Raw genomic sequence first — 25,790 nt, 5'->3', positions numbered from 1 at the left:
ATGACCGCTCTGCGTGCCCCGCTCGCCTCCGCGCGCGAAAGCGCAGCTATTGAGTGGCTTGGCAGAGGTCGCTCGAGCGGCAAGCGACGATCCGGCCGAGGGTGTCGAACGGATTGTTGCAGTCGTCATTTCGGATTTCCTGCAGGCACTCGGTCAGCTCCTTGGAATCGATGCCGCCTGGGCACTCGGCGAAGTTGAGGTCGTCACGCCATTCGGCTCGAATCCTGGTGGCGCAGGCCTCCTGGCTCGCATATTCCCGGTCGGCGCCGATATTGTTGCACCGTGCCTCGCGGTCACACCGCGCCGCCACGATGCTGTCAACCGCGCTGACGGTCGTCGCCCGCGGTTCGACCTGAGGGGCGCCCGGCGGGGGCGTGGTCCCGAGCGCCCTCTCTTCTCGCGTGCACGCCGCCATGAGCAGGGGCACCCCCGCCGCGAGGAGGAGGCCCATCATCGATCTCCCATGGTTCGTTCGCATCATCTCTTCCTCCCGATCAGCCCGATCGTGCAGATCGGGCGCCATCCAACGCGCCTAGGTCGCGCGATGGGCGTCGCCCTCGACCGTCTCGCCGTCGGCTGCGTCGAACACCGACCGGCCCGGCACGCGGATCGGAACGTCCGCGTGCTGTCTTCTCGCAAGTTGCCCCAACACCCTTGCGATTAACGTGCCTCTGCCGGCGCCGTGCTCGGCTGTCATCGCGCCGGACACCGCGGTGCGATCTGCGGGGCAGGGATCGACCGGCAGGGGGCGCCGGACCGCGGACGCCGCCACAGCCTCGAACTGCGATGAGGTATGTGCCTCCGTTGCCGCCATGCAAGCCGGGCGTGACGAGCGACGGAGCGATGCTGCAAGCGGGAGATGCTCCCCCGATGACGACGTAGTCAGACGCCAATGCCTCGACGAGCTGGATCCGATGAGCCCGCTGCTACCCGTGATGAGGACGACCGTTTCTTGCGCTTCGTTTCCCATGGAGCACCGCGGTTGAGTGAAGCAAAGGACGCGCCGCGCCGGGTACCCCCCATTGCGGAGAGGCGGGCACGGCGCTGTTCGAGGCTCGGTGCGGTGAGCGCGATGGCGTGACGAGCTTGCGCCTCGGCCCTGGGCGTCCGAGGTTGATGCGCGTGGCGGTGGCCGCACGGCTTTCGGGCGAGCGAGGCGGGAGGGCCCGGCTGAAGCACCACCGGACGGGTCGTCTCGCGACGCAGAGGCGCGATGGATCTGCGAAACCTCCAGCACAACCCCGTGGGGTTCAACTTCGCGCTGTTCGCTCTGAGCGCGGCGGTCGTGTGGCTCGCCGGCACGCGCCTAGCGCGCTACGGCAAGATCATCGCCGAACGAACCGGCGCGGGACAGGCGCTGGTTGGGGTCGTCCTCCTCGGCGGCACCGTCTCCCTGCCCGAGCTCACGACGACGGTCACGGCGACTTCGATGATGAAGAGCGCGCCGCTGGCGATCACCACCCTGCTCGGTGGGATCACCTTCACGATGGCTTCGCTCGCCGTGACCGATGCCGCTGTCGGCTCCGAGCCGCTGTCGATGGACGTCAGAAAACCGGTCGTCCTCGTACAGGGCGCGCTGGTCACCCTCGTGCTCACAGTCACCGCTCTGGGGTTGGCCGTCGGCGATATCGCCGTGTACGGCGTCGGCGCCTGGACGACGGCGCTCCTTGCGCTCTACTCGTATTCAGTCGTGCTCATCAAGCGCTCTCAATACAAGGAGCCGTGGCATCCCGAGCTCCCGCGTGTTCAAGCTTCAGACTCCGTGCGTCGCGAAGTCCCCCCGGACCCCCGCGATGGCCGTCGCGCAGAGCACAAGTCGACCCGCGCGATCGCTCTCTCCACGATCGGTTCCGGGGCGGCGATTTTGGTCGCTGGATTCATGCTGACGCGGACCGCCGATGCCCTCGGCTCGCAAACGGGCGCTGGCGCCAGCTTCGCCGGCCTGCTTCTCGGTGGTCTCGCAACATCGCTGCCTGAGATCAGCTCAACTATCTCCGCCGCCCGCTTGGGACAGTACGAGATGGCGTTCTCCGACGCGTTCGGAACGAACCTCTTCTCGACGATGCTCGTTTTTGTCGCCGACGCGATCTATCCCGGCGGGCCCGTGCTCAATGAGGCGCCACGATTCTCGCTCGTTGCCACCTTGCTGGCGATCGTCGTGACGTCGATATACATGGTTGGGCTCCTCCAGCGATCGAAGCGGTCGATCGCGCGGATGGGCCTCGATTCCATCGCGGTGCTTCTCGTGACGATCGCCGGATTCGGGCTCCTCTATCGGCTCAAGGAACCGCACGCGCGAGGCTCTTCTGGGAGTCAGGCAGCCCGCGTCGAGGAGTCAAGGCCGCATGTGTCCCCTCTGCGCATGCGTCCGCTCTGCACGATGGTGGCTGGCCCGGGCGTGGGGGGCACGATCGCGCACATCGCCGTCCTCGGCCGGTGCGTTCGGCGCGACCGTTGCCTCTCCCGGAGAAGGTGATCTGCGACGAAAACCAAGCTGATCCATGATGGCCGGCAGAAATTGTTCTGAACGCGGCGCTGACCGGAGGCCGACGGCCGCCGTGATGTGATGAGGAGCGGAGGAGCATGAACGACGACAAAAGGCGGCTTGCGCAGGTCCGCGCCGCCCTCGGCAGAGCGCTGCGCTGCGACCCCGATCGCTTCGCGATCCGCATCGAGGACGTTGACGGCGTGCTCACCTTGCAGGGCGAGGTCCCGGACATCGCAGCGAAGAAGCGTGCTCTGAAGGAAGCCGCGGCGGTGACCGGGGTCCGCTGGGTGGACGACCAGCTCCGCGTCCGGCCCGCCGCGCACATGAACGATGACGCGATCCGCGTTCACGTGAAGGACGCGATGCTCGCAGAGTGCGCGTTCGAGGAGTGTGCCGTACGCACCCGCGAGGGGGTTGTCGTCGAGACCGCGCGCATCCCGGCCGGAACGGCCCGCGGCACGATCGAGGCATCGGCGAAGGATGCGGTGGTGACGCTCGACGGCTCGGTGCCGAGTCTGGCCCACAAGCGCCTCGCCGGGCTACTCGCGTGGTGGGTGCCGGGCAGCCGCGACGTGGTCAATGCCCTCGAGGTCGTTCCGCCGGAGGAGGACAACGACGATCAGATCACCGAGGCGATCCGGCTCGCGCACGAGCGGGATCCTCTCGTTGATGCCGTCGCGATCGGCGCCAGGACGCAGAGCTCGGTCGTGACGCTGTACGGCACGGCGGCGAGTGAGGCGCAGAAGTCTGCGGCGGAGCGCGACGCCTGGTGCATGCTGGGCGTGGAGGACGTCGAAAACCAGATTCAAGTCGTCCCGCCCTCCGCCCTCGTGCCGTAGACCCTCCGCGACTCCATGGATCCCGTGGGAGGCCCCCCATACGGCCGTGCCCGACCTCTGCTGTCTTCCACGCCTTCGCGTCGCAGGGCACCGGCATCGGACTTCAGGCCGCGCGGTTCCCGGCCGGGTTGTGCTTGCGTCGCGCCGGCCCCGCTCTCCAGATGTTCTTCAGGTCGTGCGGCAGCTGCGACTCGACCTGCGCGACCTCCTCGTTGGATAACGTGCGGTGCACGGCGGCGATCACGCCGCCGGCGACCTGCCGGGCCTCGTCAGGGGTTACGCGGAGGCGGTCGCCGATGCGCCGGAAGAGTTCGTCCGCGCCGAACGCCTCACCCTCCTCGCCCCGGCTCGACATTGCCGGCTCGAACCGACGGCGGACGGACTCGGGGAACGTGGCGAGCAGGGCCCGAGCTTGGCCGCGGCTCAGCCGGGCGAGCAGCGGCTCGAAGACGGCCTGGAGCGCGTCCGACACGTCAATCGCCGGCGCGAGCTCGGTCACGTCGACGATCTCTCGCAACAGGCGTTGCTCCGCGCTGTCCAGGGGTGCGTTGCCCTTCGCGTCGATGGGGGGAGCGGCAGTGGGTTCTCGGCTGGACACGACAAACCTCCTTTCGATCACAGGTCACATGAGGCACAGGTCACATGAGGCTGTCCCGAGGGGGCGTCATCCCGGGCCGTGCCGATTTCGAGGGTGCGCTCGCGCCGTCCGGGCCATCGATGAGTCGGGCGGCGGCGGCCGCAGCAAACCTTGGCGAGCGGGCTTGCGTTCCAGGGCGTTGGGTCCAGGTAGGGCAGAGGGCAGAGGACGGAGGGAACCATGAAGACGAGCTCAGACGGCGATGCGCTCGAGAGGGAGGTCGTCATCCTGGCCGGCGGGGCGACACTCGCCGGGAGCTGGAGCGTCCCTCCAGACGCTCGTGGCGCCGTACTGTTCGCGCATGGCAGCGGGAGCAGCCGGTTCAGTCCGCGCAACCGCTTCGTCGCCGCGGTGCTGCGCGACGGCGGGCTGGCGACGCTGCTTCTCGACCTGCTCACCCCGGCGGAGGAGGAGGTCGACGAGGAGACGGCGCACCTGCGCTTCGATATCGGCTTCCTCGCGAACCGCCTGCTCGGCGCGGCCAGATGGCTTCGCCAGGATGCCGAGGGGAGCCGTTTGCCTTTCGGCTACTTCGGCGCCAGCACCGGGGCCGCGGCTGCCTTGGTCGCGGCAGCCGAGGACCCCGATCTCGTGCGGGCCATCGTCTCCCGTGGCGGTCGGCCCGACTTGGCGGGCCCGGCGCTGGCGAGCGTACACGCGCCGACGCTGCTCATCGTCGGGGGGCGTGACAACATGGTGATCGAGCTCAACCGCCGAGCCTCGGCCGAGCTCGCCTGTGAGAAGCGGCTGGAGATCGTGCCTGGTGCCACCCACCTCTTCGAGGAGCCGGGCGCGCTCGATCGGGTGGCCAAGCTCGCGCGCGATTGGTTCGGGCAGCACTTGGCGCGGGAGCGCATCGAGCGCGCCGCCTCATGATCGATTCGGCGGCTACGCCTTCCAGAGCAGGCGCCCACATCCTGGAGCAGGGCGACATCTTCTTCTTCTACCGGCCGCGCGTGGGGGCTGAAGAAGTGCGGGGCCGCGGCGACGTCCAGCGGTTCTACATGGTGCTCGCGCCCGAGCGGCCGAGGAGGGTCTACCGGCTCTTCGTCGTGGGGAGCAAGAGGCTGCCCGAGATGGAGCGGGGCGCGCGGCACCCGCGCGGGCGCAACTGGGCGTTGAACGTCCTCACGTCGAAGAATCCCCAGGACATCCGGCGCGGGCTCGGCGCCGTCGAATATGCGAGCGAGACACGCGGCGAGCGGGTCGTCGGCGCGGCCACCCCCGTGGGCGAGGGCAAGTACCAGCTCCTCAAGTACAAACGCCACACCGAGCTCGCCTATGCGCTCGAGCTGCCGAAAGAGCCGGGTCCTGCCCAGGAAGAGTTCGAGATCAAAGAAGAGGCAGGTTACGTCGTTGCGGTCAAGAACCCCGAGGTCGCGACGCCCGGAGCTCCGTCGGCGCACGCGCCTCCTGCGTACCCGAAGCACCTTCGAGGCAAGTTCGGGGCGCGGCGGTGGATCGACGTCGAAGAACCGGCGCTCCTCGACTATGAAAACACGCAGATCCTGCTCCTCGCCGCCCATGCCGAGGACGTCGAGGAGGAGCTCGGCGTCCGGATTGACACCGAGGACAAGAAGCTGAGTACGGCCGAGGTCTGCCGGGAGCTCCGGCTCCACTGCGAGCGCGAGCGCGTGAAGCCGCTGCTCACGGGCGATTTCCCTTCGATGGTCGATGTGCCACCCGCTGAGACGGGGGACGGCGGGGAGCGCGCGGGCGGCGAGGAGGTGCGCCGGCTGCCGCCTTCGACGTCACCCTCCAAGGCCGGCAAGCGCGGCGGTGCCGCAGCGGCGAAGCGCGCGCCCTCCGCGGCGGCCATCACCAAGCTGCTCGCCGGGATCGACTTCCCGAAGAACCGGGCCGGCATCGTCGCGTACGCCCGACAGCACGGCGATCGGATCGACAACCCCGAAGAGGCGATCGCGGTCCTGAGCCATCTCCCTGATCGCCGGTACGAGAAGATGGCGGACGTCGCCGCTGGCCTCGGCCGGGTTCGCTGACCGCGCTTGAAGGAGGTCTCCAATGGCCCAGTTCGTCTGCAAGCTGTGCGGCGAGGGCTTCGAGCAGAAGTCCCGCTACGAGCGGCACATGGCCGCCTCCCACCCGCCCCGCGCGACGAGCGCAGCCGATCTCGAAGAGGCGCTCACGGGCATCGAGTTCCCCAAGCCGAAGCCCGAGCTCCTTGCGTACGCCTCGCAGCGACTCCCTCCGGGGTCGGCGGTGCTGGACGCCCTCGCTATCCTCCCTGACCGCGTCTACCGGGACGCCGCCGAGGTCGGGGTGGCTTTCGGAGAGGCCATGGCGCCGGGACGTCCCCGGTCGGCCGAAGACGTTGCTGCGTCGGAGCCACCCGGGCGACGCGGCGGGCGCGCGGCTGCGACCGAGGCCGTCTCCGCGGCGGCGGTGGCGAAGATGCTCGGGGGCATCGATTTCCCGAAATCCAAGGCCGAGCTGCTCGCACACGCCGAGCACAACCACTCCCGCCTCGCCGATCCCGAGGGGATCCTGCGGGTTCTCCAAAAGCTCCCACAGCGTCGCTACACGAACATGGCAGATGTCGAAATGGAGGTCGGGAAGATCCTGTAGCGCCACCCAAGCGTTATCCACCTCGATCGGATGCCGAGCCGTCCATGTCGGAATGGATCGGGTGTGGGCACGGGGAACGGACACGGCGGAGGAACATCGGAAACGTGGCCGGGAAATCCCCTGGGCAGCGCTCCAGCCGTTCAGCCGGACCGGAGCGCGACGACGACCAGCCCGAGCTTCTGCTCCAAACCCGTCAGGCACTCGATCTGGCTCGGCGTGAGCTCGGTCGGGGTCACGTCGCGCCGCTCGAAAGCGAGGAGCACTCCGCTGTTCAGCGCCCCCTCCGCCTCCTTGAGCAGCCGCTCCTGTTCAGGAGTCAGGCTCGCCAGGGTCCAGATCGCCTGTTGCATCGGAATCGCCTTCGCACCAAGATCTCATGTCGAGCATCCGCCGTGCCAGATCCGACCTCGTCGAATCGTGAGCCTGCTCGGTGCTGCTTCGGCGCCGTCCCTCGGTCCGGTCGCGCCCGCCGCGCGGCTCTTGCTCACCCTGAGGCGCCCCTTTGGGCACGTGGGTCGATCTCTCGCCGGGCGGCGCGGGCGAGCGGTCCTTCTCGGCCTTCGGCATCTGCTCTCGATCATCCCGCGCAGGCACACCCTGGGAGGGCTCGGCGCAACGTCTCTCAGAGGGCTGCGTAGGTGCTTTGGCCGTCTCTTCTCGGGCGGCTTGGCGGCCTCTTGCGCCATGGCTGCACCTGACGCTGCCGTTTGATGCAAGCAGGGCGCCACCGCGCACGAAGCTTGCGCCTGGCGACGACGATGGCAGTCAAGTCGACCCGCAGAACGCAATCATCGAGCGGCCCGACGCGTGCACCAGCTCATCGGTGGTCACGCCGGGTGACCGAGACCAGCCACGCGCTCGATCTCGAACCCGGTGTCTTCAAGAAGCGCAGCCCGCGTGCGATTGCCGAATCGTTGAAGCGCTCCGCGGACCGGAGCCGCCGTCGCAAGGCGGACCCGTTCCGCTCGGCGATGGCCATGCTCACGTTCTACATCAACCGCGCGGGCAGGGCGCCTCGTCCCATTGCCATCCGAGGACCTGACCCCCAGAAACGACCTTGGGGGTGCTGGGGGTGCGCGGTGTTGTGGCCGTCCGCTTGCGCAGCGGTCGCCGCACACCTCGCTCGCGCCCACCGCGCAGGGGCCTTTCGCGAGGCGTTCACGTGGTTATCATGCATTGCGGCGTAGAGCGTCGGACGAGAGAGAGCCCGCGCATGCTCCGCCGCAACCTCGACGCTGCGCATGCGTGCAAACTACCCACGATGAGACAGCCCGTTTCCATTTTCGACACCGACAACAGCCGTATCCGACGTATCCGACGTGAAGCATCCGGCGAGCCGCGCCGACGCACCCCCGCCGCGCCGCGCTCGCGAAGCACCATGGATGTGGCCCGGCCGCGCCGCGCCATGACGCCCTCGCGCGAGGGCGCGAGCCTCTATCTCGGCGGCTTCGGCAGGCGTGCCGCCCTCACGCGCGAGGACGAGGTCGCGCTCGCCCGCCGTATCGAGGAGGGGGAGGCAGTCATCCTGCGTGCGCTGGTGGGTTCGTCCGTCGCGCTCCGCGAGCTCGCCAGGATCGGCGAGGAGCTCGCAGCGCACAAGCTGCGCACGCACAACGTCCTCCGCACCGCCGACGAGGAGGAGGACGCCGCCAGCGAGCAGACCGGGCCCTGGCTCGCCGCCCTGATCGAGCGCGCCGGCACGCTTGCCAAGGAGCTCGAGGCTGGCCGGTCGCGACAGCGCGACCGCAATGCGCTCGCCTCCGGGCTCGAGCGCGCTCGGCTGCGCCGCCGTGTCCTCGACCGGGTCGTCGGCGCCCTCCGGGCAGCCCCGGCGACGGGCGGGGCCGGGCGTGCCCCCCTCGAAGCCATCGAGGAGGGTCGGCGGATGGCCGACTTCGCCAGGGCCGAGCTGGTCGCGTCGTGCCTGCCGCTCGTGGTCAAGCTCGCGACCAGGTACCCGCACGCGGGCCTGTCGCTCCACGACCTCATCCAGGAGGGCAACATCGGCCTGATTCGCGCGGCCGATAAGTTCGACTTTCGCCGCGGCGTCCGGTTCTGCACCTACGCCGCGTGGTGGATCAAGCAGCAGCTGGCGCGTGCGATCTCCGATCAGGCGCAGACCATCCGCGTGCCGGTGCACATGGAGGAGAGCCGCCGGAAGCTCCTCCGCGCGCGGCGCGCGCTCGTCCAGGAGCACGGATGCGAGCCCGAGAGCGATGAGCTGCTCGAGCGGACCGGCCTCTCGCGGGCGAGGATCGAGCTCGTCGACGGGCTCGCGCCCGCGCCGATCAGCCTCGACGCCCCCGCCGGTGAGGACCGCGACACGTGCGTCGGCGACTTCGTCCCCGACCCGAGCGCGCCGGCGCCTGACGAGCAGGTCGCCGAGAGCCGGATGCGCGCGCAGACGACGGAGCTGCTCGACGAGCTCACGCCGCGCGAGCAGGACGTGCTCCGGCGCCGGTTCGGGCTCGACGGCGCGCCCGAGCTCACTCTCGCGGAGATCGGCGCGTCGATGTCGCTGTCGCGCGAGCGCATCCGCCAGATCGAGGCGAACGCGCTGCGCAAGCTCAAGGCCAGGTCGAAGGAGAGGCAGCTCGGATGCTATCTCGCCCAGTGAGGATCGGGGCGCACGGCCTCTGACACGGGGGGGGCCGACAACGGCGCTCCGGGCCGGTGTTGTCATGCCGTGACGCGCTGCGGTCGTGCGCCTCTCGCAGCGGTCGGCAAACCTCCTGTTCGGACACCACCCTCCGGCGGAGCGCGCGTCGGGTGCCCGAGCCAGCGCAGGCGCCGCCGGAGCCGGCCGCGCCGGCTCGCGAGGCGCCGGCGCGGGCCGCGACCGCGACCTGGAAGGCGACCGTCACGCGCGCCACGGGGCTCCCCCTCGCGGCCGGCGCGGCGTGCACCGTCGAGGCGGAGCTCGCGAGCTCGGGCGACGACATCCGCGTGCCCGCGCTCCGGGTCCTCTGCGGCGGCAAGCCCATCTACCGGTCGAGCGATCCGCTGAACGGCATGTCGATGTTCAGCGCCGGCGTGGAGGACGACTCCGGCCCTGAGCCTGGCACCTATGCTTATGCCCTCTCGTACCAGGACAAGGGCTCGCGCGCCGGGGAGCGGGCCGAGGTCTCGCTCGACAGCATCCGCAAGGCGGGCGCCGTCTGGCGCGACTCGGCGCCCGCGTACCGCGTCGAGTTCACGCTGGCTTACCAGAGCCTGCCCGTCGCGGGGGAGGCGCTCCTCGACGCGACCCGGAAAGCGCTGCGCCGGTCCGCGCTCGTCACCGAGTCCACGGGACCGAGCCCGGTGAAGGTGGGCCAGAGGTGCGCGCTGCTCGTCTCGCCGCTCCCGCGCGGCGGCAAGTGCCTCACGCGCCTCGCGTGCGCCGGCCGCATGCTCTACGGCGCGGGCACGACCGGCGTCTCGGAGTGCACGGTGGAGGGGGACCAGGTCGTCCGCGTCCACGACGGGAACACGACCTCGAACGGCGGCGATCCGGCGCTCGAGCTCGACGCCGCGACGGGGCGCATCACCGTGAAGGACGAGGTGGGCGGCGCCGCGTGGACCGTCGGCGTGCAGCTCGATCCGAGCGGCTAGGAGTGAGCTGTTCGATGTGAAGGGTCACACGACCTGCAGCGTCGGCTTCCCTCGCTTTCGCACGGCTTCTGGGATCTGCGCGAGCTGCTCACCATCCAGGTGAAGCCACGCTCGCTTCGAAAGAGCCCATAACTCTTCGGGCAGAACCGAAAACGGATTGTCGACTTCGCCAGGTCCTATCTCTCATCGGCCCCGAGCGCGACGGCGATCTGGCGGCCTCCCCGCTTCGCGCGCCCTCAACACCACTGCCCGCCTCGAGCGACCGCGCGATACACGGGGTTGCCGAACCACACCTCGCCCACGGGCGGCAGCCTCGCGATCTGGCCACGCACCGACGCGCCCGTGAGCGCGCCCTGCGGGAGCTCCAGCCGGGAGAGCCTCGAGAGCGCGCTCAGGTCCGCCGGCAGCCTCTCGAGCGGGTTGCCCGTCACGTCGAGCCGCTCGAGCCTCGTCAGCGCGTTCACGCCCGCGGGCAGCTCGGAGATCCGGTTGTTCATCAAGAACAGCCTGCGCAGCGAGGTCATCGCGAACACCGCGGAAGGCACGTGGTCGAACGCGTTGCTCTCCAGGCGCAGCTCCTCCATGCCGGTGAGCGCGGCCATCTCCGGCGGCAGCGACGTGAGCGCGTTCTTCTCGAGCTCGAGCAGCGTCAGGCGCGTGAGCCCGCCGAGCCAGGAGGGGACCTCGGTGAGCTTCGCGCCCCACAGGTACAGCGTTCGAAGGCTCGTGAGCGGACGGATCGCCCCCGGTACCCGAGGAAACGGGTTGTTCCCGACCGCGAGCACCTCGAGCCGGTCGAGCTTCGCGAGGCTCGCGGGCAGGTCGGCGAGCTTGCAGCTGCGCAGGCCGAGGGTGCGCAGCGCGGAGAGCTCTCCCGCGGGCGCTGCGTCGATGCGCGCGTTCTTGTCGAGCGCCAGCGCGTCGAGCGCGGCGAGGCGGCCGAGCTCGCGAGGCAGCGCGGTCAACCGGTTGGTCTCGAGGGACAGGTCACGCAGCTTCGGCAGGCGGGTGATCTCGTCGGGGAGAGCGCCGAGCAGGTTGTTGCCGGCGGACAGCGTCTCCAGCGAGGCGAGCTCGGAGATCTCGGCGGGGAGCGAGGTGAGCGCGTTGCCGTCGACGTAGAGCGAGTCGAGGCGCGGGAGTTGACCTATCTCGCGCGGCAGCGCGGCGATGCGGTGACCGCGGACGTCGAGCTTCTTCAGCCCCGCGCAATTCGCGATCTCGGGCGGCAGGCCGGTGATCGAGCGGCCGCCCACGGTCAGGTGCGTGAGCCCCGGGATCCGGAAGACCTCGCGCGGGATCTCCTCACCGGTGACGGAGATCTCGAGGAGCACGAGGTCCGGCAGGCGCGAGATCCCCGCGACGTCGGCGTCGCCCGAGACCTTGGTGAGCTTGAGGCTCCGGACCCCGGAGGGGCTCTTCAACGCCGCGCGCAGCGACTTCGCGATGCCTGCCATCGGCCGCGATGGTACCGCGGACCGAACCGCTGGAGATCAACCGCGCGGACGAAGCCGCTGCACGAAGGTCGAAGGCGCCTCGTGCGCGTCCTCCCTCTCGCTGCGCCGTCCCCGTCAGGGATGCGCCATGGTCCCGCTCACCCGCTCCATCCACTCCTTCACGGCCGCCTCGAACAGCGCCGGCTGCTCGGTCTGCAGGTTATGGCCGGCCAGGTCGAGCAGCACGAACGACGCCCGCGGGTACGCCTCGAGGATACCCCAGAGATCGCGGTAGCCGACCACGCAGTCCTGGCGCCCCACCAGCATCAGGGTCGGCCCGGGGAACGGCACCTCCAGGCGGTCGACCGCGAAGCTGAAGGGGACCTTCCGGCTGAGGTGCTGCTCCAGGAAGACCGTGTCGGCCGCGCGCAGGCCGGGGAGGATCTCGTCCTGGAACCGCTCCCAGACGGCGTGCACCTGGCGCACGTGGATCGCCTCGAACGCGCGACGGTCCTCGCCGGACAGGGTCCCGAGGAACGCCTCGTCGCGCTCCAGCACCCGCAGCGGGGGCGCGTTGGCCTCCCGCGTCTCCTGCACGGCCACCGGGCACACGAGCAGCAGGCCCGCGACGCTCCGCGGCCGCTCGTGGACCACGCCCCGGGCCAGATAGCCGCCGTACGACTCGCCGGCGACCAGGAACCGCTCGCCGGGGAGCACCTGATCGATGATCCCGAGCACCACCTCCAGCATGCGGTCCGACCCGTCGATCCACGGTCGCCCCGGGGTCCTTCCCATGCCCGGCAGGTCGAAATAGATGCGCCTCCAGCTCCCCGGCGCCGACCGGAACACCGGCTCCATGCACCCCTTCATCAGCCTGTGGTCGGGCCCCCAGCCGTGGAGCATCAGGATGGGCGTCCCGGAGCCGATCTCCTCGACCTCGATCTCGAGGTCCTTCACCTTGCATCGCATGGGCGCACTCTAGCCACGCCACCCCGCGCCCTCCACGTCGGCCTGCGCCTCCGCGGCCGGAGGCCGGCCGCGCTGGTCTGGACGCTTCCAATTCGACCCTCGCCCGCGTCGTCCAGTCCACCAATCCGGGCGCGACGCCTCGCATCAAGGCATAGGCAAATATGCCTATGCCTCGCGCCAGAGGCCTCGGATACGACGTCGTTGCGGTCACCATCACCGGTGATGCGAGGACGGACGGCGATCTTGGAACAGAGAGGCGAGGACGAATGAAAACGCTTCGCAATTTCGGCGCGATCGCTCCAGGGCTCGTTGCGCTCGCGGCGTTCGCGGCGCTGGGCTGCTCCAGCCAGGGAGAAGCAACGACCGAGGCATCTTCCGGCGGCAGCGCCGGAGGGCCCGCTGGGCCCGGATCCAGCGCCTCCGGCGCCACGGGGAGCACGTCGGCAACCGGTGGCTCGTCGGCAACCGGCAGCTCGTCGGGGGCGGTCAGCGGCGCCGGCGGCAGCGGCGGGCGCCCGGACTCGGGGGAAACTGGCGCGGGCGGCGGGGGCGCAGCCGGCTCCGGCTCGAGCGGCGCTGGAGGAGAGGCGCAGAGCGCCGGCTGCGGCAGCGCGACCGCGCCGAAGAGCGGCCGTTTCAGCGTCGATGTCGGGGGCACGACGCGCGAGTACATCCTCGCCGTGCCGGACAACTACGATTCGGGCCGCCCTTACCGGCTGATCTTCACCTGGCATCCCCGCGGCGGCTCGGCCGAGCAGGTCGCGACCGGGTTCGGCGGCGGCTACTACGGGCTCCAGAGCCGCGCCAACGGCTCGGCGATCTTCGTCTCGCCCGAGGGCCTCGACCAGGGCTGGGCGAACACGGGGGGCCGCGACATCGCGTTCCTCCGCGCCATGCTCGACCGCTTCCGCGGCGAGCTCTGCATCGACGAGAGCAGGATCTTTTCGACGGGGTTCAGCTACGGCGGCATGATGTCCTACGCGATCGGCTGCGCGATGGGCGACGACTTCCGCGCCATCGCCTCCATGTCCGGCGCGATCTACAGCGGCTGCGAGGACGGCGACCATCCCGTGGCCATGTGGGGCGCCCACGGCAAGAGCGACAACGTGGTTCCGCTCGAGAACGGTCAGAGCGCTCGCGATGTCTTCCTCGAGCGAAACCACTGCGGTCAGCAGACCACACCGGTCGAGCCGAGCCCCTGCGTCAGCTACGAGGGCTGCGACGCGGGCTATCCCGTCGTCTGGTGCGAGTTCGACGGGGGCCACGCCCCGCAGAACAACTCCGGCGAGTCGATCTGGAGCTTCTTCTCGCAGTTCTGAATCGGGCGTTGCTTGAACCAGCGCCACGTTTCAGGGTGCATCGAATCGCAGCATGGATTGAATGGATGGGTCCGGCGATGGTGTTCAAAAATCTGCCAGCGAAGCTCTTGATAACTGGAATCCTGGGCATCTGCTCTGGAGGGTGTGGTTCGTCGACCGACGATACCAGCGGAGGGACGACGAGCAGCAGCTCCGGCGGCGCGGCGTCGAGCGGTTCCGTCGGAGCGACCGGCACGGGCGGCGACGCCGGCACGGGCGGCGCGGGCAGCGGAACCACCGCGGGCAGCGGAACCACGGGAGCCGGCGGCGCTGAGGAGACGGGCAGCGGCGGCGGCGGCGGCGCAGGCGGGACGCCCGGCACCGGCGGCGGCAACAACGGCAGCGACGAGGCGACGATCGTCCCCGATCCGTCGTGGACCTGCGGGATGCCGGACGGCATTCCGATCCCCACGCGCGGCGAGCTCGTCTTTCGGGCGACGCTCCAGCTCGGCGAGACCCACGATGTCGGGACCACCCAGTTCGGACACCGCCGCCTCCTCGACGTGAAAGGGGGCACGCTCACGGGCGACGAGATCCAGGCCACGTTCCTCACGGGCGGCATGGACCTCGAGCTCACGCTGTCGAACGGATCCGTCGAGCTCGAGGAGATCAACATCCTGAAGGCGAGCGACGGCAGCTCCATCTTGCTGCGGACCTGCGGCGTCGCCGCCGCCGGCGATGACGTCGTCCGGATCGTCCCGGACTTCGAGGTCGCCACCTCGAGCTCGCTCGCGTGGCTCAACACCGGGAAGTTCGCGGGCACCCGTGTCGTCGACGCCGCGGCGGGCACGATCCAGCTCGACGTCTACGACATCAGCAAGGTGGACGCCGGAGAGCCGAAGATCCAGCTCAAGGATCCCGCGGGCGTCCCGAACCAATCGTGGGAGTGCTCGAAGGCGACCGGGGCGAGGGGCTCGAGCGTGTTCACCGAGTCCGTCACGCTCGGCTCTTCGGTGTCTGTCGGCGCGAGCAAGCGCGGCACGCGCAACATCATTCCCATCACCGGGGGCACGGTCACCGGCGGAATGCTGCTGAGCGGCCTGTCGGGCTCGGTGCTCCCCGGAGGCGCGGATTACCAGCTCATCGGGTCGACCACGGTGCTGGACGCCCGGTACGCGCTGTCCTCGAAGGACGGCGAGGTCATCGTGGTGAGGAACTGCGGACCGTTCGGCGCGCTCATTCCTGTCTTCGAGACGCGCGCGGACGGCCCCTATGCGATCCTCAACACGAAGTCCTATGTGAGCTCCGACCCGGGTGGCGCGGCGGGGGGCGGGGTGAGCCTCACCTTCTACGAGCGCAAATAGAACAGCAGAGCCGCGGTGACGCCGGCGCCTCCGGGTTGCAGGGGCCACGACGACCACGGCGCCGGGCGTCTCGGGTAAAGCTACCAGGGCCTCGGGATGTGGTCGGCCATCTCCGCCAACGTCTTTCGCGCGGCGCGGACCGCCGCAAGCCAGTGGACCTGGTTCGGGTCGCCGTCCCACGGCGGCACCTCGCGCCAGCGCGCGTCCCAGTACTCGCGCGCGGCCGCCTCGGCCGTCGCGAGCTCGCTCTCGTCCTCGGGCGCGTCCTCGACGCGATCCGCGAAGGCCAGCCATGGTTCCGCGTCGTCGTGCAATGGCCGCAGCGAGGGTGGCGCAGGCTTCCCGTCGAGGAGTCCGTCGCTGCTCCGGAGATAGGCCTCGTAGGCGCTCTGCGCCACCGCGTCGCGCCGGTGGACGGTGACCCAGTGCGCGCACGACTCGCGGTACGCCTCGGCCCACGCGCGATCCTCCTCAGGCACATCATCGCGCCAGGCGCTCGCGTGGAGCTCGCGCAGTGCTCGCTGGCTCGCCTCCACGTCCTCGCGACTCGCGCCGCTCGCGCGCCATGCGGCCACGAGGGCTCGCTCGCGAGCTGCGCTCGGTCCCAGCAAATTCGCCTCCGCCTGCTGGCGGTACCAGTGATAGGGAGGATCCACCATCCGGGGGATGTTCCTCTTCGTGGAGAAGGGTCTCTCGCTTCGTCCCAGCCGGAAGCCCCGCTGGAAGGCGCGGAGCGCCTCGGGGCCGTGGCCCTGGGCCACATCGTCGGCCGTCAGCAGCTTCCAGAGATAGGTCGTGTCCAGGCGCGCGAGCGCCTCGGCCTCCGTGGGGGGCTTTCGCGCGAGAGCCCCATAGCCGGCAACGAACGCGCGCTTCACGGCGGCGATCAGCATCGGCCACGGCGGGGCGGCTCTGCCGTCGACCCAGTGGTTGAACTCTTTCCGGTGCGCCTCGGCCCACGCGCGATCCTCCTCCTCTGACAGATCGTCTCGCCATGCCGTGCCGCATACCTTGCCCAGATTCTGGAGGTAGGACTTCCATTTTCGTGGATCCTTGGTCGTGAACATGACCGACCCATTGCCCGCCTCGTGCACGACGAGATAACGTTTCACGGTTGATCCCCGCCAGGAGGGTCTGTGGGCTCTCCGCCCGTAGGGAACGAGTCGGACGGTCTGGGAGGGCATCCCCAGCCCTCCCCTGCGCCAAGCGGGCAGAGGAGCGGCGCGAACCGAGGAATGGCCCACCCTGGAGGCGGCCCCGGAAGGGTGATCATGGCTTGGATGATATCATCCGACTCGATCGCATCTATATCGACCATCTTCGGATCCACCTTCTCGGGGTCGTATCGAAAATCCCACACGTACTTGCACTCGATGTCGGTGTACGCGGGCAGCAACTTCTCGATCTCCTTCTTCGCGTCAGGGACGACCCACGACGCAAATTCTTCAGCGCAAAAGAGATAGCTCGGCAGGTTGGCCTTCTTTCTGAGACAGGTAAGCATATCGTCCACGGTGATGTACTTATTCGGACGATCGTACCATCCGCTCCATAGCCCCCCCTCGTTGTCGCGGCACACTACCTTGCCCACCTGGTCGTTCTCGTCCCTTGTCAGCAACCATTCCTTCGCCAGCTCGTGCATGGTCCAGCGCTTCATCTCCGTCAGATTGTCGTTCGGCAGCATCGCGATCTGACGTCTCAGCTCCGCGCGATCTTCTGGGTCCAGGATCGAGCAGCCGACGACCAGCGGAACGAGCACGGCGACACGCAGACGTCTCATACGCCTCCCCCTCCTGAGCGTGACGCACGCTACACCGCGCCGCGTCGCCGGACAAGACGTCCCCCGGGGCCGTGGAGCACGACCGACAAGGCATCCCGTGTGCATGGCGTCCGCAACGTCGACCCTCGTGGTTCTCTCCCTTGCGGCGACGACGGCAATCACCAGGCTCAGCGGCGGGTCATCCCAGCGCACCACAGCCACTGCTTATCGCAGGGACGAAATCGAAATTCGAGCGTTCACCTGGCCTTGCGCGGAGAGATCCCCGCAATACCGCAGGCGAGCTCCGAGAGCACGGTCACGGCCGCGCCGTACCCGCCGGCGTCCTCGGAGCTCGCGTTGCCCTGCAGGCTCCGCCGGTAGACACCCTGAGCGATCGCGGCGAGACGAAAGACGCCGAAGGCCATGAAGTACGGCCACGCATCGATGCCGCTGCGACCGGAGAGCTCGCAGTAGGAGGCGACCATCTCGTCCTCGGTCGGGATCCCGAGCGACGCGACATCGACCCCGGCAAGGCCGCCACGGCCAGGGAGGTTGATGCGGTAACCCATGCAAGCGTACGCGAGATCGCTCACCGGATGTCCGAGCGTCGAGAGCTCCCAGTCGATCGTCGCGATCGCCTCGGGCGCAGCGCCGGTCGAAAAGATGATGTTGTCGATGCGGTAGTCGCCATGGACGAGCGTCGTCTCGTCGTTCGCCGGGACATTCGCGGAGAGCCAGCGCATGAGCGCCTCCATCGCCGGCACCTCGCCCGTGCGCGACGCCTCGTATTGCTTCGACCAGCGGTCGACCTGTCGCGCGACGAAGCCGCCCACCTTGCCGTAGTCCGCGAGCCCCACGGCGGCGTAGTCGACGCGATGGAGCGCCGCGAGGAGACGGATGTACGCTGCATAGATCGCGCGGCGCTCTTCGGAGGTCCCGAGCTCAGGCAACGTCGGATCCCAGAAGATCCGTCCGGCGGCGTACCGCATGACGAAGAACGGCGCGCCGAGCACGGAGCCGTCCTCGCAGAGGGCGAGCGCGTCCGGGACGGGCACCTCGGTGTCGCGGAGTGCGCGCATGACCCGGTACTCGCGCTCGACGGCGTGCGCGGAGGGAAGGAGCTTGCCGGGCGGCTTCTTCCGCAAGACGAGCTCGAGATCTCCGCCGGCTCCGCCGTCGACGCCCACCCAGTATGTCGGGTTCGACTGACCGCCCTTGAACTGGGCGACGGTCACGGCGCCTCCCGCGCAGCCTTCGACGTGCGCGGTGAGCCAGCGGCCGAGGGCCGCTTCGTCGATCCGGTGCGCCTCGCGGGGCGCGCGTGTGTTGGTCGGCGGCGTGAGGGCCATCGCAGGTCAGACGCTATCACGCAGCCCTTCGGCCTCCTATACTGCCGCTGTGACGATCTCCTTCGATCTGCCCCCCGATCTGGCCGATCTCCGCGGCCGCGTACGCGCGTTCGTCGACGCGCATGTCATTCCGAACGAGACGTCGATCCTCGACGAGGATCGCGCGGGACGGAGGGATACGCTCACGGCGCTCCGCGAGCGCGCGCGGGCCGAGGGGCTGTTCGTCCCGCACCTGCCCGCGGAGCACGGCGGGCTGGGGCTCGGCGTCATGGGCATGTGCGCGCTCTTTCGCGAGATGGGCCGCTCTCCGCTCGGCGCGGCCTGCTTCAACTGCGACGCGCCGGACCAGGGCAACATGGACCTCCTGCACAAGGCGGCGTCGCCCGCGATCCGCGCGAAATACCTCGCGCCGCTCGCCCGGGCCGAGATCTCGAGCGCCTTCTCGATGACCGAGCCCGCCCCCGGCGCCGGCGCGGATCCATCGAATCTGCGCACGAGGGCGGCCAGGGTCGGCGGCGGCTGGATGATCGATGGCCACAAGTGGTATACGACCGGCGGCGGTGAGGCGGCGTTCCTCATCGTGATGGCGCGGACGTCCGACGATCCTCGCACCGGCGCGACGTTGTTCGTCGTCGATCGTCACGCCGAAGGCGTCGAGCACGTGCGCGACATCCCCGTGATGAGCCCGCCAATGCTCCAGCACCGCGAGGCCGAGCTCCGCTTCCACGCCGTGCGCGTCGGCGACGACGCGGTCCTCGGCGGCGTCGGCGAGGGGTTCCTCCTCGCGCAGCGGCGCCTCGTGCCGGCGCGCCTCACGCACTGCATGCGCTGGCTCGGCTGGGCCGACCGCGCGCTCGGGATGTGCCGCGACTACGTCCTCACGCGGGAGAGCTTCGGCAAGACGCTCGCTCACCACCAGATGATCCAGAAGAAGATCGCCGACGCAGCGTCGGGCATCCACGCCGGCAACCTGATGACGCTGCACTGCGCGGCGATGCTCGAGCAAGGCAAGGAGAAGGAGGCGCGCCCCTACTCCTCGATGGCGAAGAACCACGTCGCCCGGCTCCTCTGCCAGGTGCTCGACGACGCGATCCAGATGCACGGCTCGCTCGGATACAGCGAAGACATGCCGTTCTCGCTCTGGTACCGATTCGCCAGGTCCGCTCGCATCGCCGATGGTCCGGACGAGGTGCACGACGTCGTTGTCGCGCGCGACTTCTTGCGAGGGGCGCTGACGACGCTGATCTGAGCGGGCGCCCGCTGAGAGGCATCCGAGCGGCCTCAAGCGAGCCCTCCGCCCTCGCCCTGCTCACGACCCCTCGACTCCTCCGCCGGGCTGCCGGCCTGAGGAGGCGACAGCTCCTCTGACACGGGGGGCGATTTACTCGCGGCGGACGCGGGCGCGCATGTGCTCGGTGCCCGCGAGGCGTGCGAAGAACTCGAGCAGGCCGATCTGCCCGCTCATCAGGCTCTGCTGGACCTCCTCGATGGCGCACTCGGCCCCGAGCGCCCCGCCGTACGTATACGTCGAGCCGAGCTTGCTCACGCACTCGGTCACCTCGGGCGCGCTGGCGAGCGCCTCGGCCAGGCCCTTCGCGCCGGTGACAGGCCGCTTCTCGCCCGCGACGGCGATGTAGCCCGAGTCGTCGATGGGGAGGCCCCCCTCGTCGGCACGGTAGCGCCCCATCTCGTCGAAGTGCTCCAGCGCGAAGCCCGTGGGATCGAAGCTCGCGTGGCACGTGTTGCAGCCGTCGGCCGAGATGTGGATCTGCTCGTAGCGCGCGCGTGTGGTCGTCTGCCCCGGATCGGGCTTGGTGATCGCCGGAATGTTCGCCGGCGGCGGGGGGATATAGCCGCAGAGGAGCCGCTCGAAGACGAGCAGGCCACGGTGGGTCGGCGACGAGCTGTCCATGCGCGAGTTCCCGGCGAGGACGGAGCCCTGGGCGAGCAGCCCGACGCCCCAGTCCAGAGGCCGCTCCACGCGCTGGAAGCCCTGTCCGGTGACGCCGCCGTATCCGTAGAACGTCGAGAGCTGGGCGTTCAGGAAGGTGGTTGGCGCGGTCAAGAGCTCGGTGACGCCGGCGCCGCGCGTGTAGATGACCTCCTCGAGGAAGAGGCGCGTCTCCTCCTGCATGAGGGCGCCATACGTGCTGAAGTCGGGGATCTTCTCCTTGGCGATCCCGTTCACCTTCCCGTAGCGGAGCCACTGCTGCAAGAAGCGGCTCATCGCCTCGTGGCCGCGCGGCGTGCTCAGGAGCGCGCGCGCCTCCTCGACGAGCGCCTCCGGCGAGCTGAGCTCCCCGCGCGCCGCCTTGTCGAGCAGCTCGGGCGTGGGCGTCGAGCCCGTGGTGTTGTAGGCCAGCGCCGTCGCGATCTCGTGCTGTGTCAGCTCGTAGCGCCCGGCGCTCGGCGCGCCGATCTCCGAGCGGTAGAACGCCTGGGGCGACTGGATCATCGACACAAGCGTCCACTTGAGCCCGACGCGGAAGTCGGACTTTCCGCTCACCGAGGTGTGGAGCGCCAGGAGCTCGCCCTTCTCCTCCTCGGTCACCGGGCGGCGGAACAGCCGCAGCCCGTGCCGCGTGACGAACTCGGCAGCGCACTCGGGGCCGGGCTGGGCCGCTGCGCACGGGAGCGAGGCGGCCAGCGCGGCGTCGGCGGTCACGATGTCAGCGACCTCCTCCGCCGTGCTCAGGAGCTCTTTCGCGGTCTGGGCGCCGACCTGCAGCGCCTGCGCGTCGTTGGTGAAGCCGAGCTCCGATGTCGGGTCCGTGCCCAGCCGGACCCCGGACCAGGCCGCCGTGCCGAGCTCGGGGAAGACGTCGCGGAGGCTGTTTTCCAGCTCCAGGGCGGAGAGCCGCCGCAGCACCGGAGCGCCGACCTGAGCCTGCTCGCACGAGCTGCCGTCGATGACCGGACCTTTCACGGGGTCGTCCTCACCGCCGATGCTGCCCGCGCCGCACGCGAGGAGCGAGGACGAGAGCCCGGCGAGCGCCCACGTTTGCCAGCGCTTCATGACTTCAGCTCCTGGATCGGCTGCGCGCTTCGCGCGCCGAACCTGTTGATCGAGACGCCCATGGCGTCGCCGAGCGTGGCCAGCATGTTGACGTGGTCGGTGTCGACGTCGACGACGCCGCGGCTCGCGATGCGGCCGCCGGCGTTGCCGATCAGGATCGCCGGGAGGTACGAGTGGACGATCTGGCTCCCGAGATAGACGTCGTGGACGTTGGAGTTGTGATCCGCGCCGTCGCCGATCTCGCTGCACACATAGATGAGCGAGTTGTGGAGGACGGTGTTGCCGGGATCGAGCGGATCCGGCTGGTCGAGGAGGGTGAGCAGCTTCTCCGCGAGCCGCGCGAAGAACCAGCTCTGGACGGTCGCGAACTCCATGCGACCCGGCGGCTCGCGGGAGTGGGACGTGGCCCCGTGGTAGGGGCTCGCGCTCCCAGGGCCATCGGTGAAGTCCATGGGGAGATCGCAGTTGACCCACAGGTTCTGCATCGTGACGACGCGCGCCGTGCCGCACACCATGGCGTTCGCGGCGACCTCGAGGTGCGCGTCGACGACGCGCCGCAGGTTCTCTTGCTCGAACACGCTCTTGCCCGCCAGCGCGTCGAGCGCCGGCAGCGCCGGCTTGCTGCTGCAGCCGTTCATGACCGGCCTGTCGGCCGCGGCCTTGATCGAGCGCACCGACTCGAGGTGTACGGCGAGCTTGTTCTGCTCCTTCGTGAGGCCCGAGAGCGAGCGCTGCATCCTCTCCAGCTGGCGCTCGGTGAGCCCCAGCGCCTCGTTGCGGAACGCAGCCTCGTCGGCCTCTGGCCCGCTCCCGCCGCCCTGCTGCCCGCCGCCGACGGCCCCGAGCATGGCCGCCGCCGCGGCCGCGGGGTCCTCCGTGGGGCGCACCCACACGCCCCCGTGCTGGATCAGGTACGAGTTCTTGTCGAACCCGGTCCCGTCCTGGTTCCTCGGATAGGGGTTGGCGCCAAGGTTGTAGGCCTCGACACCCAGCGCCTGCGCGATGGTGTGATCCACCGAGTCGACCCCGGCGCCGTCCTTGACGCCGGTGAGCACGCCGGAGACCGCCTCGTGGTTGTTGAAGCCGTTGATGCCGAGCCCGCGGCAGACATTGATGTACTTGCCGAAGGGCGCGAGCGGCGAGAGGACCGTGGAGCCTTTCAGGAAGTCCGCTCCCGATCCGTAGGGCTCGGCATACTCCATGGGCATGCCATGGGGGACGAAGTAGATGAACAGCCGGACCGGCGCGGAGCTCGGCTCGGCCAGCGCCAGGTTGCTCATCCGGAAGGCCAGCGGCGCCGCGATGCCGGCGCCGAGCGCCTTCAAGAAGATGCGCCGTCCCAGCGCGAGCTCTCTCTTTTTGTACCCAGTCTCAAGAAAACGCATCTCGTCCCTCCATTCGGGTAAGCAAGCACGCCCCGTGGATGACCGTCGTAGTCTTGCTATGTTGTTGCTTCGTCAAGCAAGCAAGCGTGGTATCCCGAATTATCTCACAGCTGGCATACGAAGCAACCCACGACGAGCGGGCGCGATACACCAGCCGCTGCTCGTCGCGGGGACGTAATCGAAGACCGAGCCTTCACATGGGGAACCGACGTTCGCTGTCGTGCGCCGCGGGGGCTACCGCCCGAGCACCTCGTCATAGAGGTCCTCGTACGCGCGCGCCATGCGGTCGATCCCGAACCGCTCCATCACCCGCGCCCGCCCGCGCAATCCCATCTCCGCGCGATCGTCCCGCACTGCCACCGCCTCGAGCGCGGCCGCCAGGGTCTCCTGCGCTGCAGGCGGCACCAGCAGCCCTGTCTCGCCATCCACCACGATCTCCGGATTGCCCCCCACCCGCGTCGCGACGATCGGCAACCCCGCCGCCGCCGCCTCGATGAGCGTCAGCGAGATCCCCTCCGTCAACGACGCGAGCGCGAACACATCGAACGCCGGCAAGAGCTCCGCCACGTCCCCGCGCGTCCCCGTGAACGTCACCGCCCCGCCGAGCCCGAGCCGCGCCGCCTGCGCCTCGAGCGCAGGCCGCCGCGGGCCGTCGCCGATCAGCGTCAGATGCGCGTCGGGCCGCGTCGCGCGGAGCCGCGCGAAGGCGTCGAGCAGCGTCGCGTGATCCTTCTCCGGAGACAGCCGCGCGACACACCCCACGTGGTAGCCCGTCGCCGGCACCCCGAGCCGCGCGCGCGCCGCGCCGGCGTCGCCCGGCCGGAACACGTCCGTGTCCACGCCGTTCAAGATCGTCACGACCTTGGCCGGGTCGACATGCTCCACCTCGAGCGCGACCGCCCGCGTGTCGTCGCTCACCGCCACCACCCGGTCCGTGAGCGCCGCGGCCAGCCGGTTGACCAGCACCTTCCGCTTCTGCTTCGGGTAGTTGCGCCCGTGCTTCGTGTGGATGACGCGCGGCCCGCCTCCGCCAGGGAGCGCCGCCGCCCGCAGGAGGCCCGCCGCGAGCGCGCCATAGAGGTGCGGCCCCGGGTTGTGCGTGTGCACGAGCCCGATCCCCTCGCGCCGCAGCCACGCCGAGAGCCGCAACGGCAGGCCCGGGTCGAGGCCGGGCTTCCGCGAGAGCACCACGAGCGGCACGCCGAGCCGCGCCAGCTCCTCGGCCAGCGCGCCGGGCTCCTGGAGCGCGCACACCACCGGCGCGAACCGGTCGCGCGCCATCCTGTCGAGCAGCCGGAGCACCACCCGCTCGAGCCCACCCACGTTGAGCGAGAGCACCACGTGGGCGACCTTCGCGGGCCGGCCCGGCGCGGCGGACGGCGCCGGCCGGACCCCGGGCGCTCCGATCATGCCGCGGCCCCGCGGCCGAACTCGATCGGCACCTCGGTCATGGTGAAGCGGAACTTCCCCCCCGAGGTGACCGGGATGTCGCTGACGAGCTGCACCCGGATGTCCGCCCGCTCCCCGAGGAACCGGCGCAGATCGCGCTCGATGGCCTGCGACGTCTCCGGCCCGTACCCCTCGCCAGGGATGATCTTGATCGTGATCGCCCGCGTCTTGTCCTGGTGGACCTGATACCGCTCCACCGTCGGGTTGTCCTTGAAGAAGTAGGGGAAGAACACGGACGAGAGGAGCTGGCCGTCCGTCCCGACGATCATGTCGAGCACCCGCCCCTCGACCGAGGCGAGCAGCGGCAACCCGCGGCCGCACGAGCAGGCCTTGTCGGCCGCGACCACCACATCCTCGTTCTTGTAACGCAGCAGCGGCATCGACCGGCACACGAGATCGCTCAGGATCACCTCGCCCGGCTCGCCGGGCCGCGCATGCCGGCCGCCGCGCACCACCTCGAGGAAGACGTTCTCGATGTTGAGGTGCTTGCCCTCGTGGCGCTCACACTCCGCGCCGATCAGCATCATCTCCCTGCACCCATAGCGGTCGTAGACCGGCGCCTGGAACGCCCGCTCGATCACCTCGCGCTGGTGAGGGAAGAGCCGCTCCGCCGTCGCGATGATCCCCCTCGGCGTGGGCAGCCGGTGCCCCGTCTCGAGCGCGTAGCGCGCCGTGTAGTAGAGAGGGCTCGTGTACCCCACGACGAGGTTCGGCTGGTAGCGCCGGATCTCGTCCACCACCCCCGCGAGCCGCTCCTCCGCCAGGTTCCACGCGCTGACCGTCTTCTTCCGGATCAGCGCCTCGTGCAGCGTGCGCTTCGCCTTCTTCCAGCGGGGCTCCAGGGTCGGAATCCCCCAGATGTACAGCTCCTTGTCCCCGATCCGGCCGCCGGCCCACGCGTCGGAGCGCAGGGCCGCGGCGCTTCTACACTCGTACGTCGCGTGATCGTAAAAGAAGCGCGCCGGCTCTCCGGTCGATCCGCCCGTACCGCTCCTGAAGAGCTTGCCGCGCCACCCATCCGCGATGAGCTCGCTGCCGTGCGCGCGGAGATCGGCTTTGGTCAACACCGGAAAGCGCGCGAGATCCTCGGGCGCGTGCACGTCCTTGACCCGCACCCCGTATTCGGCGAAGCGGCGCCGGTAGAAGGGCACGCTCTGCTCGGCAAAGCGGAGGGCCGCCAGCATCTTTCTCCAGTTGAGCTCCCTGAGCTCGCGCTCCGGACGCCACTGGGACCGCTCCAGCTCCCCCAGGTAGGCCAGCGTGGCTCTCCCTCGGAGTTTCGTCTCGTAGAACGGAAAGAGGACGTTCCGAAAGAGGGCTGAATACATGGCTGCTGAGGATTCTTTCGAACCTCGGCCACACAGTCAAGCAGCCGCGGCCGGGTCGCCGCTTCCCCACGCACGCGCCACCCACGCCCCCCATGTTGCGCACGCCCCGCCACCCGCGGCCACGATTGGTTACCGCGGAGATGGCGTGAGTGAACTCCTCATGACAGCGGCGCGGCTCAGCTCGATCCGCTCACCGCGGCGCGGTGACACGCGCGCTGCGCATCCCCCTCGCCCTCGCCCGCCGGCGCAGCCGGGCGAGCCAGCACACATGAGCTCTTCCGTCCGCAGCGCGGCCG

22 protein-coding genes and 1 pseudogene are annotated in these 25,790 nt (G+C 69.7%); 11 read left to right on the top strand and 12 right to left on the bottom strand.

Annotated features, from left to right (window positions below; translation table 11 throughout):
• Positions 1-46 precede the first annotated feature (46 nt).
• Positions 47-523, bottom strand: coding sequence for a DUF6184 family natural product biosynthesis lipoprotein (locus WMF39_RS48230; protein ID WP_437743175.1), 477 nt, complete (start codon positions 521-523; stop codon positions 47-49).
• Between the two features lie 690 nt (positions 524-1,213).
• Between WMF39_RS48230 and WMF39_RS48225 the strand changes: the two genes are divergently transcribed.
• The gene (locus tag WMF39_RS48225; RefSeq protein WP_437743174.1) at positions 1,214-2,476 is read left to right on the top strand and encodes a sodium:calcium antiporter; all 1,263 of its coding nucleotides are present in this window, start codon (positions 1,214-1,216) and stop codon (positions 2,474-2,476) included.
• Between the two features lie 107 nt (positions 2,477-2,583).
• Positions 2,584-3,327, top strand: a complete 744-nt coding sequence (locus WMF39_RS48220; protein ID WP_437743173.1) for a BON domain-containing protein — start codon at positions 2,584-2,586, stop codon at positions 3,325-3,327.
• Positions 3,328-3,430: 103 nt separating this feature from the next.
• Here the strand turns inward: WMF39_RS48220 and WMF39_RS48215 are convergent, their stop codons facing one another.
• Positions 3,431-3,925 (bottom strand): DUF2267 domain-containing protein, encoded by a 495-nt coding sequence (locus tag WMF39_RS48215; protein WP_437743172.1) that lies wholly within the window; start codon positions 3,923-3,925, stop codon positions 3,431-3,433.
• A 390-nt stretch (positions 3,926-4,315) separates the two neighbouring features.
• Between WMF39_RS48215 and WMF39_RS48210 the strand changes: the two genes are divergently transcribed.
• Genes WMF39_RS48210 through WMF39_RS48200 form a run of 3 tightly spaced genes read left to right on the top strand, consistent with a single transcriptional unit; the run spans position 4,316 to position 6,550 of the window.
• Positions 4,316-4,840, top strand: coding sequence for a dienelactone hydrolase family protein (locus WMF39_RS48210; protein ID WP_437743171.1), 525 nt, complete (start codon positions 4,316-4,318; stop codon positions 4,838-4,840).
• A complete protein-coding gene (locus tag WMF39_RS48205) occupies positions 4,837-5,964 on the top strand; it encodes a DUF2795 domain-containing protein (protein WP_437743170.1) in 1,128 nt (375 codons plus the stop codon). Before WMF39_RS48210 ends, WMF39_RS48205 begins: the two co-directional genes overlap by 4 nt.
• 22 nt (positions 5,965-5,986) lie before the next feature.
• Positions 5,987-6,550, top strand: a complete 564-nt coding sequence (locus tag WMF39_RS48200; protein ID WP_437743169.1) for a DUF2795 domain-containing protein — start codon at positions 5,987-5,989, stop codon at positions 6,548-6,550.
• Between the two features lie 140 nt (positions 6,551-6,690).
• Here the strand turns inward: WMF39_RS48200 and WMF39_RS48195 are convergent, their stop codons facing one another.
• On the bottom strand, positions 6,691-6,900 hold the full coding sequence (locus tag WMF39_RS48195) for a hypothetical protein (RefSeq protein WP_437743168.1): 210 nt from the start codon (positions 6,898-6,900) through the stop codon (positions 6,691-6,693).
• Positions 6,901-7,308: 408 nt separating this feature from the next.
• Between WMF39_RS48195 and WMF39_RS48190 the strand changes: the two are divergent.
• The 3 genes and pseudogenes from WMF39_RS48190 to WMF39_RS48180 form a co-directional block, all read left to right on the top strand.
• Positions 7,309-7,560, top strand: a pseudogene (locus tag WMF39_RS48190) (DUF3175 domain-containing protein); the annotation flags it as partial.
• 203 nt (positions 7,561-7,763) lie between these two features.
• Complete coding sequence (locus WMF39_RS48185) at positions 7,764-9,167, top strand: RNA polymerase sigma factor RpoD/SigA (protein WP_437743167.1); 1,404 nt, start codon at positions 7,764-7,766, stop codon at positions 9,165-9,167.
• A gap of 152 nt (positions 9,168-9,319) precedes the next feature.
• Positions 9,320-10,144 (top strand): hypothetical protein, encoded by an 825-nt coding sequence (locus WMF39_RS48180; protein ID WP_437743166.1) that lies wholly within the window; start codon positions 9,320-9,322, stop codon positions 10,142-10,144.
• 236 nt (positions 10,145-10,380) lie between these two features.
• On the opposite strand, the gene WMF39_RS48175 is transcribed toward WMF39_RS48180, so the two are convergent.
• On the bottom strand, positions 10,381-11,601 hold the full coding sequence (locus WMF39_RS48175; protein ID WP_437743165.1) for a leucine-rich repeat domain-containing protein: 1,221 nt from the start codon (positions 11,599-11,601) through the stop codon (positions 10,381-10,383).
• A gap of 114 nt (positions 11,602-11,715) precedes the next feature.
• The gene (locus WMF39_RS48170) at positions 11,716-12,549 is read right to left on the bottom strand and encodes an alpha/beta fold hydrolase (RefSeq protein WP_437743164.1); all 834 of its coding nucleotides are present in this window, start codon (positions 12,547-12,549) and stop codon (positions 11,716-11,718) included.
• Positions 12,550-12,815: 266 nt separating this feature from the next.
• On the opposite strand from WMF39_RS48170, the gene WMF39_RS48165 reads away from it, so the two are divergent.
• Positions 12,816-13,868 (top strand): alpha/beta hydrolase family esterase, encoded by a 1,053-nt coding sequence (locus tag WMF39_RS48165; RefSeq protein WP_437743163.1) that lies wholly within the window; start codon positions 12,816-12,818, stop codon positions 13,866-13,868.
• Positions 13,869-13,945: 77 nt separating this feature from the next.
• Positions 13,946-15,211, top strand: a complete 1,266-nt coding sequence (locus tag WMF39_RS48160) for a DUF3237 domain-containing protein (RefSeq protein WP_437743162.1) — start codon at positions 13,946-13,948, stop codon at positions 15,209-15,211.
• An 80-nt stretch (positions 15,212-15,291) separates the two neighbouring features.
• Here WMF39_RS48160 and WMF39_RS48155 read toward each other — a convergent pair whose 3' ends face one another.
• The 3 genes from WMF39_RS48155 to WMF39_RS48145 all read right to left on the bottom strand — a co-directional run bounded on the left by WMF39_RS48155 (position 15,292) and on the right by WMF39_RS48145 (position 18,316).
• Positions 15,292-16,323 carry a hypothetical protein gene (locus WMF39_RS48155; RefSeq protein WP_437743161.1) on the bottom strand — a complete coding sequence of 344 codons (1,032 nt, stop codon included), beginning with the start codon at positions 16,321-16,323 and terminating at the stop codon, positions 15,292-15,294.
• A complete protein-coding gene (locus tag WMF39_RS48150) occupies positions 16,320-16,988 on the bottom strand; it encodes a hypothetical protein (RefSeq protein WP_437743160.1) in 669 nt (222 codons plus the stop codon). The genes WMF39_RS48155 and WMF39_RS48150 overlap by 4 nt, the downstream gene beginning before the upstream one ends.
• 236 nt (positions 16,989-17,224) lie before the next feature.
• Entirely contained in the window at positions 17,225-18,316 is a 1,092-nt protein-coding gene (locus WMF39_RS48145) for a phosphotransferase family protein (protein WP_437743159.1), read from the bottom strand.
• 49 nt (positions 18,317-18,365) lie between these two features.
• On the opposite strand from WMF39_RS48145, the gene WMF39_RS48140 reads away from it, so the two are divergent.
• On the top strand, positions 18,366-19,565 hold the full coding sequence (locus WMF39_RS48140; protein WP_437743158.1) for an acyl-CoA dehydrogenase family protein: 1,200 nt from the start codon (positions 18,366-18,368) through the stop codon (positions 19,563-19,565).
• 132 nt (positions 19,566-19,697) lie between these two features.
• Here the strand turns inward: WMF39_RS48140 and WMF39_RS48135 are convergent, their stop codons facing one another.
• From WMF39_RS48135 to WMF39_RS48120, 4 genes are all read right to left on the bottom strand, one after another.
• Positions 19,698-21,332 (bottom strand): DUF1592 domain-containing protein, encoded by a 1,635-nt coding sequence (locus WMF39_RS48135; protein ID WP_437743157.1) that lies wholly within the window; start codon positions 21,330-21,332, stop codon positions 19,698-19,700.
• Positions 21,329-22,717: a DUF1552 domain-containing protein gene (locus tag WMF39_RS48130; RefSeq protein WP_437743156.1), complete on the bottom strand. Its 1,389-nt coding sequence runs from the start codon at positions 22,715-22,717 to the stop codon at positions 21,329-21,331. Before WMF39_RS48130 ends, WMF39_RS48135 begins: the two co-directional genes overlap by 4 nt.
• Before the next feature lie 234 nt (positions 22,718-22,951).
• On the bottom strand, positions 22,952-24,127 hold the full coding sequence (locus WMF39_RS48125) for a glycosyltransferase family 4 protein (RefSeq protein ID WP_437743155.1): 1,176 nt from the start codon (positions 24,125-24,127) through the stop codon (positions 22,952-22,954).
• Positions 24,124-25,494, bottom strand: coding sequence for a phenylacetate--CoA ligase family protein (locus WMF39_RS48120; protein ID WP_437743154.1), 1,371 nt, complete (start codon positions 25,492-25,494; stop codon positions 24,124-24,126). Before WMF39_RS48120 ends, WMF39_RS48125 begins: the two co-directional genes overlap by 4 nt.
• Between the last annotated feature and the right edge of the window lie 296 nt (positions 25,495-25,790).

The organism is Sorangium sp. So ce1504 (assembly GCF_051521635.1).
Lineage (GTDB): Bacteria > Myxococcota_A > Polyangia > Polyangiales > Polyangiaceae > Sorangium > Sorangium cellulosum_B.
This window is presented reverse-complemented; position numbering and strand designations above follow the sequence as displayed.

Coding starts and splice junctions, on each gene's coding strand:
- WMF39_RS48200 (WP_437743169.1), top strand. CDS start 5,987: ATGGCCCAGTTCGTCTGCAAGCTGTGCGGCGAGGGCTTCGAGCAGAAG.
- WMF39_RS48145 (WP_437743159.1), bottom strand. CDS start 18,316: ATGGCCCTCACGCCGCCGACCAACACACGCGCGCCCCGCGAGGCGCAC.
- WMF39_RS48195 (WP_437743168.1), bottom strand. CDS start 6,900: ATGCAACAGGCGATCTGGACCCTGGCGAGCCTGACTCCTGAACAGGAG.
- WMF39_RS48150 (WP_437743160.1), bottom strand. CDS start 16,988: ATGAGACGTCTGCGTGTCGCCGTGCTCGTTCCGCTGGTCGTCGGCTGC.
- WMF39_RS48170 (WP_437743164.1), bottom strand. CDS start 12,549: ATGCGATGCAAGGTGAAGGACCTCGAGATCGAGGTCGAGGAGATCGGC.
- WMF39_RS48220 (WP_437743173.1), top strand. CDS start 2,584: ATGAACGACGACAAAAGGCGGCTTGCGCAGGTCCGCGCCGCCCTCGGC.
- WMF39_RS48165 (WP_437743163.1), top strand. CDS start 12,816: ATGAAAACGCTTCGCAATTTCGGCGCGATCGCTCCAGGGCTCGTTGCG.
- WMF39_RS48135 (WP_437743157.1), bottom strand. CDS start 21,332: ATGAAGCGCTGGCAAACGTGGGCGCTCGCCGGGCTCTCGTCCTCGCTC.
- WMF39_RS48160 (WP_437743162.1), top strand. CDS start 13,946: ATGGTGTTCAAAAATCTGCCAGCGAAGCTCTTGATAACTGGAATCCTG.
- WMF39_RS48125 (WP_437743155.1), bottom strand. CDS start 24,127: ATGATCGGAGCGCCCGGGGTCCGGCCGGCGCCGTCCGCCGCGCCGGGC.
- WMF39_RS48120 (WP_437743154.1), bottom strand. CDS start 25,494: ATGTATTCAGCCCTCTTTCGGAACGTCCTCTTTCCGTTCTACGAGACG.
- WMF39_RS48130 (WP_437743156.1), bottom strand. CDS start 22,717: ATGCGTTTTCTTGAGACTGGGTACAAAAAGAGAGAGCTCGCGCTGGGA.
- WMF39_RS48185 (WP_437743167.1), top strand. CDS start 7,764: ATGCTCCGCCGCAACCTCGACGCTGCGCATGCGTGCAAACTACCCACG.
- WMF39_RS48175 (WP_437743165.1), bottom strand. CDS start 11,601: ATGGCAGGCATCGCGAAGTCGCTGCGCGCGGCGTTGAAGAGCCCCTCC.
- WMF39_RS48225 (WP_437743174.1), top strand. CDS start 1,214: ATGGATCTGCGAAACCTCCAGCACAACCCCGTGGGGTTCAACTTCGCG.
- WMF39_RS48230 (WP_437743175.1), bottom strand. CDS start 523: ATGGCGCCCGATCTGCACGATCGGGCTGATCGGGAGGAAGAGATGATG.
- WMF39_RS48205 (WP_437743170.1), top strand. CDS start 4,837: ATGATCGATTCGGCGGCTACGCCTTCCAGAGCAGGCGCCCACATCCTG.